The organism is Chloroflexota bacterium, from assembly GCA_026710945.1.
Taxonomy (GTDB): Bacteria; Chloroflexota; UBA11872; order VXOZ01; family VXOZ01; genus VXOZ01.
In genome coordinates, this window is record JAPOQA010000027.1 from 71823 (window position 1) to 87727 (window position 15905).

Here is a 15905-nt window from a genome sequence, read left to right on the forward strand (position 1 = left end):
CACGCCGCTCCATCAGCGGGGCACGGGCAGGCCGGTCGTGTTCAGCCGGATGCGGTAGAGGCTCGTGCGGGCAGTGACGAAGAGTGTGCTCCAGTCCGCTCCGCCCCAAGCCACATTGGCCGGCTGTTCGTCGCCGATGATCCTCCCGAGCACGTGTCCTGCCGGATTTATCACCCAGATGCCGCCCGGCCCGGTGCAGAAGATGTTTCCTTGCGTGTCCACCTTCATGCCGTCCGGACTGCCGTCATCGCTTGAGTTCATATCTGTCCAGAGGCGGTAACTGTCCAGGGCGCCGTCATCTCGCACCGCAAACGCGCGTATGTGGCGCCGCCGGCTGTCATTAACGTAGAGTGTTCGCTCATCGGGCGCTAAGGCGAGACCGTTCGGCCGGTCGAAGTCATCAGCCAAGAGGTGCAGCACGCCGTCGGTCGTAATCATATACACGCCGCGAAAGTCCAGGTCCGGCTCCAATCCCAAGTCCTCCACGCCGTACGGCGGATCGGTAAAGTAGAGCGTGCCGTCAGTGCTTACAACCACGTCGTTTGGGCTGTTGAGACTCTTGCCTTGGTAGGAGTCCGCCAGGGTCGTGTACGTGCCGTCGGCCCCTTGCCGACTCACCCGCCGTGCGGAGTGTTCACAGGAGATGAGTCGCCCCTCGCGGTCCAGCGTAAGACCGTTCGCATTGCCGGAGGGTGTGCGATAGGTGCTCACCGAGAAGCCTTCCGGCGATTCTTGCCAGCGCACGGTGCGGCTGTTGGGAATATCGCTGAACAGCAGGCTGCCGTCCCGCCAGACTGGGCCTTCGGTGAATTTGAACCCGCCCGCTACGCGCTCGAGTTCCGCGTCTTGCGGTACAAGCTGAAAGAAAGCGGGATCACGTACGTCGAAACTGGTTGCCATGTTGATTTGCTCCAAAGTTGTCCGCGTAGCGGCTACGGGGCATGATTCGCTAAATAATGCCAAGTCTATGGAGGAGTGCCGGCTAGCGGCGAAGATCCCCTCACCCTAACCCTCTCCCCAAGGAGAGGGGATGTACAGGCTACTCACCCTAACTCTCTTCCCAGGGAGAGGGGATGTACAGGCTACTCACCCTAACTCTCTTCCCAGGAAGAGGGGATGTACAGGCTACTCACCCTAACTCTCCCCCAAGGAGAGGGGATGAACAGGCTACTTACCCTAACCCTCTCCAGGGAGAGGGGATGTACAGGCTACTCACCCTAACTCTCTCCCCAGGGAGGAGGGATGAACAGGCTACTTACCCTAACCCTCTCCAGGGAGAGGGGATGTACAGGCTACTCACCCTAACTCTCTCCCCAGGGAGGAGGGATGAACAGGCTACTTACCCTAACTCTATTCCCGAGAAGTGGAGAAGTTCTTGCTTTCTGCCGGGAGTGTGGATAGAGCCCCCCTAAGGTTATGCCCTTTGGCTTACCGTCGTCGGAAGACGTGCACGGCACGGCGGTCGACGTCCCAGGAGGCTTCCATGATAGCTTCCGCGAGCGTGGGATGGGGATGAATATTGAGGCCGACTTCCAAGGGCGTTGCTTCCAGCATTTGCGCCAGTCCCATCTCGGCGACGATGTCGGTGGCGCCGGGCCCGATGACGTGGGTACCCAGAATCTCATCGGTCTTGGCGTCGCAGACCATCTTTACAAAGCCTTCGGTCTGCCCCTTGATGAGCGCCTTGCCCAGTGCGGCAAAGGGGAATCGCCCGACTTTTACGTCTCTCCCTTGCGCGGCGGCTTCCTCCTCCAGGAGACCGATGCTCGCGATTTCCGGTCGGCAATACGTGGCGCGAGGCACGCGTAGGGGGTCCAGGGGGAAGGAACTCTCACCGGCAAGGTGCTCCATGGCGATGTGCCCTTCGGCGGTGGCCTTGTGGGCGAGCAGGAAGCCGCCCGCTACGTCGCCTATCGCGTAGACGTGCGGCACATTTGTGCGGCCGTATCCATCAACCGGAATGATGCCGCCCTCTGACTTTATGCCAAGCGCATCCAATCCAAGGTCCTCGGTGTTGCCAATTCTTCCGACGGCCACAAGCAGCACATCTGCATGCAGAGACTCTTGCTTACCCTTTACTTCAATGTCAACCGTTACGGCATCTTCATTCGTCCTTAAACTTTCCACCAACAGCTTGGCGTCAGTTTTGACTGTAATCCCACGCCGCTTAAACGAGCGGCCGAGTTCCTTGCCGATGTCTTTGTCTTCCAAGGGCACCAATGTCGGCATGATCTCGACCACCGTCACGGCCACGCCGAAATCGTGAAGGAGACTTGCCCATTCAACGCCTACCGCTCCCGCGCCCAAGATGATGACCGACTCCGGCAGCGTGGTGAGTTCAAGCGCATGATCGCTGCTGATCACCGCTTTGCCGTCAATCTCCAGTCCCGGCAGGCTGCGTGGTCGTGAGCCGGTCGCGATGACGACGTTGTCGGCGCTCAGGTCTTGACCGCCGGCGCTGCTCTCCACGTGCACTGTTTGGGGCGACGTGAGGGTTCCGGTCCCGAAGAAAACGTCTACTTTGTTTCTTTTCAGCAGCCCTTGCACGCCTTTGTGAAGCTGCGCCACCACCTGGGACTTGCGATTAAGCACTTGGGCATAGTCAAATGAAACATCCGTGGCGACAACTCCAAAGGCCGAGCTTTCGTCGCGGGCGTGGTACAGGTGCTCGGCGGATTCCAGCAAAGCCTTGGTGGGGATGCAGCCTTTGTGGAGGCAGATTCCGCCGAGTTTTTCCTTCTCGACCACCGCCACCTTGAGCCCAAGTTGTGCGCCGCGAATTGCGGCAGGGTAGCCCCCCGGGCCACCGCCTATAATCACAACGTCATGTGTGTTTTCTGCCATAGTGCCTTCCCTTCAGGACTGGGTCAGCCTGAAATCGGTATTCATTCAAGAATTCTTCTCATGTGCGCTAATTCCATCTTGCCGAATGCACTGCTCAGGAATCAAATCGGGCGAACTCTGCGTTCGCCCGATGTTCCGGCACTTGGAGCCAGGTGATAACGCCACCCAGGTGATTACGCCGCTTAGATCAGCAAGTTATAGGGATTTTCCAGGAGGTCTTTCAAGTCCCGCAGGAACTCAGCGGCAGGAGCGCCGTAAAGTATGCGGTGGTCGGCAGAGATGCTGAGGAACATGATATCGCGTATGACGATTTCACCATCGCGAACGACGGGACGCGGCTCGATGCCGCCAACGGCAATGATGGCGGACTGAGGAGGATTCACGATGGCGTAAAAGTCACGCACACCGAACATCCCCAGATTCGATACGGTAAACGTGCCGCCTTCCAGATCGCCGGGTCGATTCTTGCCTTCACGGGTACGCTCAACCAGCACCTTTGCCTCTACGGCGAGTTGACGGAGCGGCTTGGTATCGCAATTCTTGAGCACGGGGACCAGCAAACCGCTGGGTACGGCAACAGCAATACCGATATTTGCCTCTTGATGATATACAAAGCCGCCATCGCGATAGTAGCCGTTTGCATCCGGATGCCGCATGAGAGAGAGCGCGGTCGCTCTCATGATGATGTCGTTGTAACTAATGCGTTCTTCTTCACTCCAGGCGGCGTTCACCTCCGCCCGCATCGCCTTGGCGGCGCTCATGTCCACTTCCAGCGTAAGGTAGAAATGCGGCACGGTGGTCTTGCTTTCGACCATGCGTCGCACGATTGTGGCCTGCATGCGCGAGAGTGAAGCCACCTCAGTCTCGCTCGGCATGGCGGCAGGGTCGTCGGAGACGGCAGCGTCGCGTGCCGCCTTTTCAACATCATCCTTGACGATGCGGCCGCCAGGGCCGGTGCCTGTAATCTTCGTGAGGTCAAGATCTTGTTCAGCGGCCATACGGCGCGCGAGTGGCGACGCCTTGACGCGACCGGACGCTGCATCAGTTTGCGCTGCGTCCGTAGGTTGGGATGCGGAGCCGGTCTCTCCTGTGCTGCCGTCGGCGACAGCGCGCCCGGGACGGCGCACGTCAGCGCCGCTCTCCAGGGCATCATCAGCCGCGGGCTCGGTAGGAGCGGCAACAGCTATCTGCTCTCCTATCTCACTTTCATCACCCACCAGTGCTATGGGGGCTCCCAGAGCCGCCGAACCGCCTTCTGCCACGAGAAGCTGAAGCAGCGTGCCCTCTTCTACGGATTCGAGATCCATCACGGCCTTGTCGGTCTCGATTTCGGCGAGCAACTCGCCCTTCTTGATGCTGTCACCCACCTGCTTATACCACTGCAGGACTCTCCCTTCCTCCATGGTATCGCTAAGCCTGGGCATGGGGACTTCACGGGCCATGTCTTGGGTTGCTCCTCTTCCTGTCGGTCTAAGCGTTGAGGGTAGTTCTCACGGCGTCTACGATCTTTTCCGGACTAGGTATTACCGCTTGCTCCAGGGGTTTGGAATAAGGCATTGGCACTTCCACCCCGCCAACACGTGCGATGGGAGCGTCCAAATGGTCGAATGCTTCTTCGTAGATAGTCGCGGCCACCTCGGCGTTCACGCCAAAGGAGCGGTGCTCTTCTTCCGCGATGACACAGTGGTTCGTCTTTTGTACGGAGTGGACGAGTGTCTCCACGTCAAATGGCCGGATGCTGCGCAAGTCGATAACTTCTACGCTTATGCCCTCTTCGCTCAGTTGGGCGGCGGCCTGCAGTGCAAAGAGCACCATCCGCGAGTGCGCGATCAGGGTGACGTCGCTGCCGACACGCTTCACATCCGCTTCCCCAAAGGGAACGGTGTGCTCACCCTCCGGCACCACGCCCTTGCTGTTGTAGAGGGCCAGATGCTCCAAGAACATTACCGGGTTGTCGTCACGGATAGCCGTCTTAAGCAGGCCCTTGGCATCGGCAGGCACGGCCGGCGCGACTACTTTCAAGCCGGGGATGTATGCGAACCACACGTCAAGGCTGTGCGAATGCTGGGCCGTGAGCTGTTGGCCGCCGCCGCCGGGAGCGCGAATGACCATGGGGCACTTGAGCCTGCCGCCGAACATATAGCTGATCTTGGCGGCATGATTCGCGATCTGGTCCATCGCCACCATGCCGAAGTTGATCGTCATGAGTTCGACGACGGGGCGGAGGCCCGTCATTGCTGCGCCAGCGCCTAATCCGACGAATCCTTCTTCCGCGATCGGAGTGTCGATGACGCGCTTTTCGCCAAAGCGGTCCAGCAGGCCCTCGGTGACTTTGTATGCGCCCTGAAAGACACCGACCTCTTCACCCATGACGAAGACGTCCGGGTCTTGGTCCATTTCCTCAATCAGGGCATCGCGCAGGGCTTCCCGGTATGAAATTTCTGCCATAGGTCTTGTGCTCCCTGGGACAGATGATTAGAGAATATGCCCGTTATCTGCTTGCGTTCTACGCGGTAACAACTCAAGCGCGGCCAATACCGCTTTGGCCAAGCCGGCCGCAGCGAAAACGTATGCGCCCAAATGCAGCCGCATGCGCAGCTCCAACTCACGAAGGTCGGCTGTGGCCGCCCGCGCCAGTTCCCTTAGGTCAGACTTGGTCGCTAAGGCGTCATGCGAGCGCCCATGACGCCTAATCTGGCCTCCGCATTGACCACGCCAAAACCTGCTGCCGTAAGCGTTCTACGGCTCTATGGGTGTCAAACGCTGCCATGCCTACACATCCTCGGCGTACACGAACTTTTCCAGGTCCGCCACGTCAGGGAACGGGCTCCGCTCGGCAAAGTCCACCGCTGATTGCACCTTGGCAAGCACGGCTTCTTCAATGTCGTCGGCGTCTTCCTGTGTGAAGATCTCGCCCTCGAGCAGGCGCTTCCGGAAGTTCTCTACCGGGTCGCGTTCACGCCACTCCGCAATTTCGTCTACGGTGCGGTAGTTCTTGCCCGCGTCCGCCATCGAGTGGCCGCGATAGCGGTACGTGACGCACTCGACAAATATCGGCTCGCTTGTGCGCCGCACTTCTTCTACGAGCTTCTTCGTTAGTTGGTACACCGCGAGCACGTCCATGCCATTAACTTTGTAGCCGGGAATGTCATAGGCCACGCCCTTCTTCCACAACTCGGTTACGGCGGAAGCGCGCGCAACGCTGGTACCCATGCCGTATTGGTTGTTCGTGCAGATGAAGAGGTTTGGCAGTTTCCATAGCGAGGCAATGTTGAGCGCTTCGTGGAAAGCCCCAATATTGGTGGCGCCGTCGCCAAAAGTGGACATAACGATTTCATCGCTGTCCCGGTACTTGATGGCAAAAGAGACACCGGTGGAGAGCGGGATACTGCCGCCCACAATGCCGTAGCCGCCCATGAAGCGGCGGTCGGGGTCTACCAGGTGCATCGAGCCGCCACGGCCCTTTGCGCAACCGTCCCGCTTGCCGAACAGCTCTGCCATAACGGTACCGTGTGGCAACTCACGCACTATGGCTGAGCCGTGCACACGGTAACTACCGAAGAAGTAGTCTTCTTTTCTTAGCGCCTTAAGGGTACCGACGACGGTGGCTTCCTCACCGATGTTTAGGTGGCAGTAGCCGCCGATTTTGGCACGCAAGTACATTTCCGCCACACGCTCCTCAAAGCGCCTGACGTATAACATGCTGGTATAGAAGTCGATAAGTTGGTCGTTCTCATAGTTGGCGAGATCGCCGGAGTCGCGTACCGGGAGCTCAGTGTCAGTAACCTGGTCTGTCGGTTCCTGGCTTTGGCTCATTCCCGTATTACCTCCTTTGGCATCTCGGGCTGGAAGCCCTGTTTTACCGTGTCACGCAATCCGCAAAATGCAATGGGGCGCAGATAGGCCACGTATGGGCATTTCCCGTTGTCCCCAGCGTGTTGCGTGATGTTCGTACAACACCGTGCACTCTGTTCGAGCGCGGCCCAAATCTTCAAGGTGCGCATTTCGCACCCAATCAAAATGCACGCACCACCGTTGACATGCCACGCTCCACCTTCTTCATTATACCGTAGGGAAACATCGCGTGGCACGACACGGGGGGCGAACAGACCCGTGCTATACTGTGCGGGAGTTCTGAATCTTGATTTTTTCACTTAAAGGGTACTTGCATGCTGGCTGTGGTGCAACGCGTGCGTGAAGCGCGTGTGGACGTTGGAGAAAGACTTGTCGGCAGCATCGGCCAGGGGCTTGTCGTGCTCATCGCCGTGAAGACTGGCGATACGGGAGAGGCCGCAACGTATATTGCTACGAAGCTCGCCACCTTACGCATCTTTGGCGATGAAGCCGGCAAGATGAATCTCTCGGTGCAGGAGGTGGGCGGCGCAGTGCTCATTGTCTCGCAGTTCACGCTCTATGGCGAGACCCGCAAGGGCCGCCGGCCGAGCTTTACCAAGTCCGCCCGACCGGAGGAAGCCGAGCCATTGATCGGGCAGGTAGTCAGCAGTCTGCAAGACCAGGGAATACCCGTTGCTTGCGGTGAGTTTGGAGCAATGATGCAGCTATCACTCAGCAACGACGGGCCGGTTACCATCATTCTCGACTCGGACGACCGCGAGATTCCGCGCCGGCAGGCATAGGTGAAGGCGCCGGCGACCGGCGGACGTTGCGCGCAGAGTCACAAGGGGCGGGCACAATCACCTGAGTTTCAAGCTGGTGATCGCGTCCGCCCTTTGTGATTCTAACGGCATACTTTTCCGACGGGCTGCAAGAGTGCCGCTACTCTGCGGTTTCTTCTGCTGTGCCCTCTGCGGTGGGTTCCTCGACAGATGCCTCAGCCGGTGGGGCTTCAAGAGAAGCCTCAACAGCGGGTTCTCCAGGAGGTGCATCCCCGCTGGGCGCTTCTGCAGACGCCTCCGTAGCGGGTTCCTCACCATCGCCGCCCTCGAAGAACCGTGTGGCTTGCTCCTGCAGCGAAGCGGCTGACGTCGCTGCAGACGCGGCGACTGCCTCTTGCTCATCGACGTCGGTGTCTTCCTCTTCGGAGAAGAGCGCCGCGGCTGCTTGCTCCGCAGCCTGCTGACTGCGCAAGGCCGCTGCTTCCTCGCGGGCGCGAATGCCGGTGCCGGCCGGAATGAGCTTGCCGATGATGACGTTCTCTTTGAGGCTCACTAAGCGGTCCACCGTGCCTTCCAGGGCAGCGTCGGTGAGGACGCGCGTCGTCTCCTGGAATGACGCTGCGGCCAGGAAGGAGTCTGTTTGCAGGCTCGACTTGGTAATGCCCAGCAGCATCTGTTCGGCGGTGACCGCCTCGCCGCCTTCCGCCAGCACGCGCTTGTTGGCCTCCTCAAATTTGAGGCGGTCCACAAGTTCGCCGGGCAGGAAGTCGGCATCGCCGGCATGTTCAATGCGCACGCGGCGCAGCATCTGCCGCACGATAACTTCGATGTGCTTATCGTTGATGTAGACGCCTTGTGAACGGTAGACCTTTTGGACTTCGTCCACGAGATAGCGTTGGACTGCCTCGCGACCGAGGATGCGAAGGACGTCCTGTGGATTCTTCGATCCTTCCGTCAATTGGTCGCCGGCGTTGATCTTGTCACCGGGTCTCACCAGCAGGTACGCGGAAAGCGGGACGCTGTACTCGCGCTCCTCAGTTTCCTCGAAGTTTACGGTTACAAAGCCATCGTCGAGACTAACCTGACCGGCAACATGTGCAAAGATTTCGCGTTCGACAATCTCGGCGCCTTCCTCGGAGGTGTCCGCCGCCGGATCATCCTCTCCTGCCTCTTGGCGGGCGAGCACGCTGCCGTATGCCACTTCCTCGCCTTCCGAGACGAGCAACGTGAACCCGTCCGGCACGGCGATGCGTTCGGCAAACGTCTGGACCGAGGATACCGTGACCTTCAATTGAACGTCGGCGCGGTCGATGGCTACCTCGCCGTCGATGTCGCTAATGATGGAGACACCTTTCGGCAGGCGCGCCTCGAAGAGTTCTTCAACACGGGGCAGGCCACGAGTGATGTCCTCGGTGGCGACGCCGCCGGTGTGGAAGGTACGCATAGTGAGCTGCGTACCCGGCTCGCCGATGGACTGGGCAGCGATGATACCGACGGCAGCGCCTTCGGCAACGACTGCGTTGCGGGCGAGGTCACGGCCGTAGCACTTGGCGCAAACTCCTACCCGCGCCTGGCACGTCACGGGACTGCGAACTTGCACGCTATCCAGGCCTGCTTCGTCAATCGCCGCGGCTTCTGGGTCATCGATAAATTGCCCGGCGTCCACAATAATTTCGCCCGTAGCGGGATGGATAATGGGATGCAGGGCGAAACGTCCGTTGACACGCTCACCGAGGGACTCAGCAACGTCACGGTCTTGTGGGGCGCGGGTCGTGATGCCGATGGCGGCGCCGCAGTCATCCTCCCGTATGATTACGTCCTGCGCGACGTCGATGAGACGCCGGGTCAGGTAGCCGGAGTCCGCCGTGCGCAGGGCCGTATCGGCCAGACCCTTGCGCGCGCCGTGGGTCGAGATGAAGTACTCCAGCACGCTCATGCCTTCGCGGAGGTTGGAGCGCACCGGCAGTGGAATGACGTTGCCGTGCGGATCGGCCATCAAGCCGCGCATGCCCGCCAACTGCCGCACCTGCTCGAAGCCGCCCTTGGCTGCGCCGGAGGCCGACATCATGTGAATGTTGCCGCCTTCGCTCAGGTTCCTTCTTACAGCGTCGGTAACGTTGTCTTGCGCCTGTTTCCAGGTGCGAATAACGAGGTCGCGCTGCTCTTGTTCGGTGATGATCCCGCGGCTGTACTGCTGCTCGATAAGCGCCACCCGCCTATCGGCGTCGGCGAGAATCTCCAGCTTTTCCGTCGGCATTTCAATATCCGACATGGCGATCGTAGAACCGGAGAGCGTAGCGTAGTGGAATCCGATCTCCTTGATGTCGTCCACGAGCCGGATTGCTTCCTCCGGACCGGCCCTGCGCAGGGCCGCATCAACCACGTCTTTCAAATTGCCCTTATCCATGAACTCCGGCCGGAAACGGAGAGCGCGGGGCAAAATCCGGTTGAAGAGCACCTGGCCGGGTGTGGCGTCATAAAGGTCGCCGTATTGGAACGGGTTTTCAGGATTTTCCATGTTATCCGGCACGTCAATGGGATTTGCGCGAATCTTGATGAGTTCGCGCAGTCCAACCATTCCCAAGTCATGCGCCAGCATGACTTCGTCAAAGTCATTGAAGACGCGGGCCTTGGCGTCTGCAGCCTCCAGGTTGCCGTTGGTTTCCGTCTCTACACTGGTGAGATAGTAGCAACCCAAGACCATGTCTTTCGTCGGACTGACGACGGGTGAGCCGTCGGCAGGCAGCAGTAAGTTGCGCGACGAGAGCATGAGGTCATAGGCTTCGGCACGCGCTTGTCGCGAAAGTGGGACGTGCACTGCCATCTGATCGCCGTCGAAGTCTGCATTGAAGGCTTGGCAAACGAGCGGATGCAGTTGCACGGCGTTGCCTTCCACCAGCACCACTTCAAAGGCCTGAATGCCCAGACGGTGCAGAGTCGGCGCGCGATTGAGCAACACGGGATGGTTAGTGGTCACCTCTTCCAAGGCGTCCCACACCTCCGACGCACCGCGCTCGACCATGCGCTTTGCCATCTTCACGGTGGCGGCATGGCCGCTATCGACCAACGTGCGCATGACGAACGGCTTGAATAGCTCCAAAGCCATGCGCTTGGGAAGGCCGCACTGGTGCAGGCGCAAATCGGGGCCCACGACGATGACGGAACGGCCGGAATAGTCCACGCGCTTGCCGAGCAAATTCTGGCGGAAACGCCCCTGCTTGCCGCGCAGCAAGTCGGAGAGGCTCTTCAGCTTGTGGCCGGTGGAGCCTGCCACGGCGCGACCGCGCCGTCCATTGTCTACCAGGGCGTCAACCGCTTCTTGGAGCATGCGCTTCTCGTTGCGGATGATGATTTCCGGTGCGCCGAGGTCCAGCAGTTTCTTCAACCGGTTATTGCGGTTGATTACGCGACGATAGAGGTCATTGAGATCGCTGGTGGCAAAACGTCCGCCGTCCAATTGGACCATGGGCCGTAAATCAGGTGGGAGCACGGGAAGCGCGGAGAGGATCATCCATTCCGGGCGGTTGCCGGAACGACGGAACGACTCCACGATCCGCATCCGCTTGATCGCCTTCTTGCGCTTCTGGCTGGAGGTGGAGCGAACTTCGTCCCGCAGATGGCTTGCCAACGCGTCGAGGTCGAGGCCGCGCAACACGCTCAGCAACCCTTCAGCGCCCATCGCCGCCTCGAACATGCCTTCACACGTCTGAGTGAGACGTTGATAGAGAGACTCATCGAGGATGAGCAGCGGCTGCAACAGCTTAAGGTCTTCGGCTTTCTGCGCCATGAAGTCCGGCAGCGCTGTGAGTTCCTTTTCCATCTGCTCTTGCGCATTGGCAATCTCATCGTCCGCTTTTTCGCGCAGTGCCGCTTGACTCTCTGGCAAGGCGGCCTTGAGCTGCTCCTGCTCCGCTTGGACGCGTTCGGCGATACTGTTGATGTACGTGTCGCTGGCTTTTTCGAAGCTGCTTAGGTGTTTCTTCTCTATTACTTCATCTTCCGCAAGAAAGGCATTTTCTTGCCAGGGTACGATGAGATCGTACTCGGCAGCGCCGCCAAGCCACTCAGCAAGCTGATCGCGTAACTCGGTGACGTGATGCTCTTCCGCCACAGTGGCCTGCTCAATCAACTCATCCAGTTGATCGTCGTCTTTGGAGATAGCGTCGTCGAGGTCCTGCAGGTCTGTGACCAACTTTTCTTCGATTTCCTGGATACGCTCTTGCGTGCGCGCTTCGAGCTGTGTGCGCCGGTCTTTCTCTTCTTCGTCAAGGCTGGCGAGCGCTTCTGTTACAGCTTCATCTTCTACTTTGCTGATGATGTACGCGGCAAAGTAGAGGACGCGCTCGAGGTTGCGCGGGGATATGTCGAGCAATTGGCCCAGACGGCTGGGCGTGCCCTTGAAGTACCAGATGTGGCTCACTGAGGCAGCAAGCTCGATGTGGCCCATCCGCTCCCGGCGTACGCGTGACCGGGCAACTTCCACGCCGCACTTATCGCAAATGATACCCTTGTAGCGGTAGCGCTTATACTTGCCGCAATAGCATTCGTAGTCTTTCGTCGGCCCGAAAATTCTCTCGCAGAAAAGCCCATCGCGCTCCGGCTTCAAGGTCCGATAGTTGATCGTTTCCGGCTTGGTAACTTCGCCGTAGGACCAGCTAAGGATTTGCTCCGGTGACGCTAGGCCGATGCGTAGGGCGTTGAACTCGTTGACATCGAGCATAGAATAATTCGCCTCCTCGTACTGTGCTGGGAAAAAGCTTTGCGAGCAGCGGCAGACTGCCGTTTGGCGAACACAGGTCCCAAACTTGTGCTATTCGTGATGCTCGCGACCTTGCAGGTTGATACCCCCAAGATCGGGCAGGCCATCCGTGTCGCCTTCTTCGGGGAAGCGGATTTCCTCTTCGTTCTCGTTGAGAACCTCCACCGCCAGAGCCAGACTTTGCAATTCTTTGACAAGAACTTTGAAAGACTCCGGTATGCCGGGCTGGAGGACTTCCTCCCCTTTTACGATTGCTTCATACGTTTTAACACGGCCATGCACGTCATCGGACTTGACCGTAAGCATCTCTTGCAATGTGTAGGCGGCGCCATAGGCTTCCAATGCCCACACCTCCATCTCGCCAAACCGCTGGCCGCCAAACTGCGCTTTGCCGCCTAAGGGCTGTTGCGTAATCAAGGAATAGGGGCCGGTGGAGCGGGCGTGCACTTTGTTTTCGACAAGATGAGCGAGTTTTAACATGTATACCCAACCCACCGTAATTTCCTGGTCGAAGGCCTCGCCGGAGCGGCCGTCGTAAAGGACTGCCTTGCCGCTCCTGGGCAGATTCGCAGACTCCAGTGCGCTCTCGATCTCGGCCTCGCCTGCGCTGTCGAAAACCGGCACGACTGCCTGGTAACCCAGTTCGTGTGCGGCCCACCCCAAATGTGCTTCGAGGATTTGACCGAGGTTCATGCGGGAAGGAGCGCCAAGCGGGCTGAGAACGATATCCACCGGCGTGCCGTCGGCCAGATGCGGCATGTCTTCCACGGGCATGATGCGCGCAACCACGCCTTTGTTGCCGTGGCGCCCTGCCATCTTGTCTCCTGCCATAAGCTTGCGCTTGGAGGCCACAGAAACCCGGACCATCTCATTCACGCCGTTGGACAAATCTGCCTCAGAAATCAACCGCAAATTGTCATCTTTTGCCCGTTGCAGCATCTCCCCATAATTGGTACTTGACCCTTTTCCAACGATTATATCTACGGCGACAACCTTGCCATGCTCGCCGGCCGGCATACGCTTGGATGTATCCTTGACGTCGCGGGCGTCCTTGCCAAAGATGGCACGCAGGAGTCGATCTTCACCCGTAAGGTCAGTCTCGCCTTTCGGGGTGACTTTTCCTACTAAGATGTCGTCGGGATGAACTTCCGCTCCGACATAAACGATCCCGAATTCGTCCAAGTTCCGCAAAGCCTCTTCGGCAACGTTCGGTATGTCCCGCGTAATCTCTTCGTCCCCGAGTTTGGTTACGCGGGCCTCGCACTCATACTTTTCAACATGGACGGACGTGAAGAGGTCCTCCTGCACCACGCGATCGCTGATGATGATGGCGTCTTCATAGTTGCCGCCTTCCCAGAACATGAAAGCGCACAGGACGTTTTGTCCTAGGGCAAGTTGCCCGTTGTCTGTCGAGGAACTATCCGCCAGCGGCTGGCCCGCCACCACGCGCTCGCCTTTGCGCACGATGGCGCGCTGATTGAAGCAGGTGGCTGCGTTTGTGCGCTCGAATTTCTTCAGGGGATAGACGTGCTCCTCGCCGTCGTCGCCCAGCAAGCGAAGTTCGCGTGCCGTAGCGCCGCTGACAATGCCGTCAACGGCAGCGCAAAGAACCTGTCCCGAATCTTCCGCAGCTTTCCACTCCATTCCGGTGGCCACGAGGGGCGCTTCCGGCGTGAGAAGCGGTACCGCCTGCCGTTGCATGTTGGCGCCCATCAATGCCCGGTTCGCATCGTCGTGCTCCAGGAAAGGAATGAGCGACGTAGGTACGCTGACAATCTGTTTCGGCGAGACGTCCATGAAATCTATGCGATCGGGAACTTCCTGCAGGAATTGCCCGCCGGCCCGGCAGGCAACCCGATCTTCTACAAACTCGCCAACTTCGTTAATCCGGGCATTTGCCTGGGAGACGTTGTACAGGTCCTCCTCGTCTGCAGAGAGATACGTAACACCGTCAACGTTCATGCTGGCAAAGGGACGCAGAGGTAGCTCCGTCCCCACGAGATTGGCTTCCTTAAGGGCGGCTATGTCGTTGTCGGTTAGTACCGTGCCGGATGGGATGACAACGGTGTCGCCACTTTTAATGTCTGCGGTCACTGTGTGGCCGATGAGGTCCGCGCCATCGCCCTTGAGCGTGAGTGACTTTATGACTTGCCGATAGGGCGTTTCTATGAAGCCGTAATCGTTGACGCGTCCATAGCTGGCGAGGCTGCCGATGAGGCCGATGTTCGGACCTTCCGGCGTCTCGATCGGGCAAATGCGTCCGTAGTGCGAGTGGTGCACGTCGCGCACGTCAAAGCCTGCACGATCGCGGGAAAGGCCGCCCGGTCCCATGGCAGAGAGGCGGCGCTTATGCCCCAACTCTGAGAGGGGGTTGGTCTGGTCCATAAATTGCGAGAGCTGGCTGCCGCCAAAGAACTCGCGCACGGCGGCAACCACCGGTCGCGTGTTGATGAGGGCTGCCGGCGTTACGGTCGCCGGGTCTTGCAGCGTCATGCGTTCTTTAATGACGCGTTCCATGCGGAGCAGGCCGATGCGAAACTGGTTCTGCAGGAGTTCGCCGACCGCCCGCACGCGTCGGTTCCCCAGGTGGTCGATGTCGTCCGGGGGATTCTGCGAGTTGTCGAGTTCGATGAGCCTGCGGACGATATACACAAGGTCTTCAGGTGTGAGCGTGCGTACTTCCGGCGGCGTGGGCATTTGCAAACGCTTGTTGAGCTTGTAGCGCCCGACGCGGCCCAGGTCGTACCGACGCCCGTTGAAGAACGTGGACTCGATAAGATTCTTGGCATTGTCCAGCGTGACCGGATCGCCGGGTCGGATGCGCTTGTATACCTCCCGCAAGCCACTCTCGTGCGAGTTGGAGGGATCACGCCGCTGGGCACCGTCTTGCCCGCCGATGGTGGTGGCAATGTAGGGGTGATCGGGGTTTGTATCGATGTCACGGAAGAGGTCGTAGAGTTCAGAATCGGAGCCGTAACCGACGGCGCGCAGGAGTGCCGTCACGGGAATGGTGCGGCGTTTATCCACCTTGACGGTCAATATGTCCTTGGCGCTGGTTTCGAATTCCAGCCACGCCCCGCGATTGGGGATGAGCTTGGCGCTATAGAGATAGCGGCTGCCGGAAGGGTCTTCCCTGCGAGTATAATACACCCCTGGCGAGCGCACCAATTGGCTCACGACCACGCGTTCCGTACCGTTATAGATAAACGTGCCGGAACTGCTCATGAGCGGAAAGTCGCCCATGAAGACCGTCATCTCTTTGATTTCGCCGGTCTGCTTGATAAGCAGTTTTGCTCGTACACGAAGGGGCGATTGGTAGGTTAGGTCACGTTTGCGGCATTCGTTTTCGTCGTAAGGCGGCCGGTCAAATGGGTTTTCCGGCACTTCGAAGCTGAGTTCAAAATTCTTTCCCGTAAAGTCCTCGATGGGCGAAATCTCAGCAAATACCTCTCGTAGCCCATTAGTTTGGAACCAGCGGAAGGACCGCATTTGCAGTTCGATGAGGTCGGGTAGCGGTAATATCTCCGGCAACTTGCCATAGTTGTGTTGCTGCAATGCTTTACCGCTCATGGCCATAGTAACTATCCTCTCTCGCCACTTAGATACTGTCCAAAGCGACTATTGCGCCAAGGTACACTACTTTCATGATAGCAGCTTGCACCTGCGGGGACAACCATTAGCTTGCA

8 protein-coding genes are annotated in these 15905 nt (G+C 58.9%); 1 reads left to right on the top strand and 7 read right to left on the bottom strand.

The annotated features are described in order from the left end of the window. Nucleotides 1-12: 12 nt before the first annotated feature. The 5 genes from OXE05_05205 to pdhA all read right to left on the bottom strand — a co-directional run bounded on the left by OXE05_05205 (nt 13) and on the right by pdhA (nt 6660). Complete coding sequence (locus tag OXE05_05205; protein MCY4436715.1) at nt 13-900, bottom strand: SMP-30/gluconolactonase/LRE family protein; 888 nt, start codon at nt 898-900, stop codon at nt 13-15. A 528-nt stretch (nt 901-1428) separates the two neighbouring features. Then, entirely contained in the window at nt 1429-2844 is a 1416-nt protein-coding gene (gene lpdA / locus OXE05_05210) for a dihydrolipoyl dehydrogenase (GenBank protein ID MCY4436716.1), read from the bottom strand. 182 nt (nt 2845-3026) lie between these two features. Continuing rightward, nucleotides 3027-4286: a dihydrolipoamide acetyltransferase family protein gene (locus tag OXE05_05215; protein MCY4436717.1), complete on the bottom strand. Its 1260-nt coding sequence runs from the start codon at nt 4284-4286 to the stop codon at nt 3027-3029. A 28-nt stretch (nt 4287-4314) separates the two neighbouring features. Then, on the bottom strand, nt 4315-5292 hold the full coding sequence (locus OXE05_05220; protein MCY4436718.1) for a pyruvate dehydrogenase complex E1 component subunit beta: 978 nt from the start codon (nt 5290-5292) through the stop codon (nt 4315-4317). A gap of 324 nt (nt 5293-5616) precedes the next feature. After that, complete coding sequence (gene pdhA, locus OXE05_05225; protein ID MCY4436719.1) at nt 5617-6660, bottom strand: pyruvate dehydrogenase (acetyl-transferring) E1 component subunit alpha; 1044 nt, start codon at nt 6658-6660, stop codon at nt 5617-5619. 353 nt (nt 6661-7013) lie between these two features. On the opposite strand from pdhA, the gene dtd reads away from it, so the two are divergent. Next, nucleotides 7014-7481, top strand: a complete 468-nt coding sequence (gene dtd, locus OXE05_05230) for a D-aminoacyl-tRNA deacylase (GenBank protein ID MCY4436720.1) — start codon at nt 7014-7016, stop codon at nt 7479-7481. 139 nt (nt 7482-7620) lie between these two features. Here dtd and rpoC read toward each other — a convergent pair whose 3' ends face one another. Both rpoC and OXE05_05240 read right to left on the bottom strand, forming a co-directional pair. After that, nucleotides 7621-12180 (bottom strand): DNA-directed RNA polymerase subunit beta', encoded by a 4560-nt coding sequence (gene rpoC / locus OXE05_05235; protein MCY4436721.1) that lies wholly within the window; start codon nt 12178-12180, stop codon nt 7621-7623. Nucleotides 12181-12270: 90 nt separating this feature from the next. Next, nucleotides 12271-15795: a DNA-directed RNA polymerase subunit beta gene (locus OXE05_05240; GenBank protein ID MCY4436722.1), complete on the bottom strand. Its 3525-nt coding sequence runs from the start codon at nt 15793-15795 to the stop codon at nt 12271-12273. Nucleotides 15796-15905 lie beyond the last annotated feature (110 nt).

Coding starts and splice junctions, on each gene's coding strand:
- lpdA (MCY4436716.1), bottom strand. CDS start 2,844: ATGGCAGAAAACACACATGACGTTGTGATTATAGGCGGTGGCCCGGGG.
- rpoC (MCY4436721.1), bottom strand. CDS start 12,180: ATGCTCGATGTCAACGAGTTCAACGCCCTACGCATCGGCCTAGCGTCA.
- OXE05_05205 (MCY4436715.1), bottom strand. CDS start 900: ATGGCAACCAGTTTCGACGTACGTGATCCCGCTTTCTTTCAGCTTGTA.
- OXE05_05220 (MCY4436718.1), bottom strand. CDS start 5,292: ATGGCAGAAATTTCATACCGGGAAGCCCTGCGCGATGCCCTGATTGAG.
- OXE05_05215 (MCY4436717.1), bottom strand. CDS start 4,286: ATGGCCCGTGAAGTCCCCATGCCCAGGCTTAGCGATACCATGGAGGAA.
- OXE05_05240 (MCY4436722.1), bottom strand. CDS start 15,795: ATGGCCATGAGCGGTAAAGCATTGCAGCAACACAACTATGGCAAGTTG.
- pdhA (MCY4436719.1), bottom strand. CDS start 6,660: ATGAGCCAAAGCCAGGAACCGACAGACCAGGTTACTGACACTGAGCTC.
- dtd (MCY4436720.1), top strand. CDS start 7,014: ATGCTGGCTGTGGTGCAACGCGTGCGTGAAGCGCGTGTGGACGTTGGA.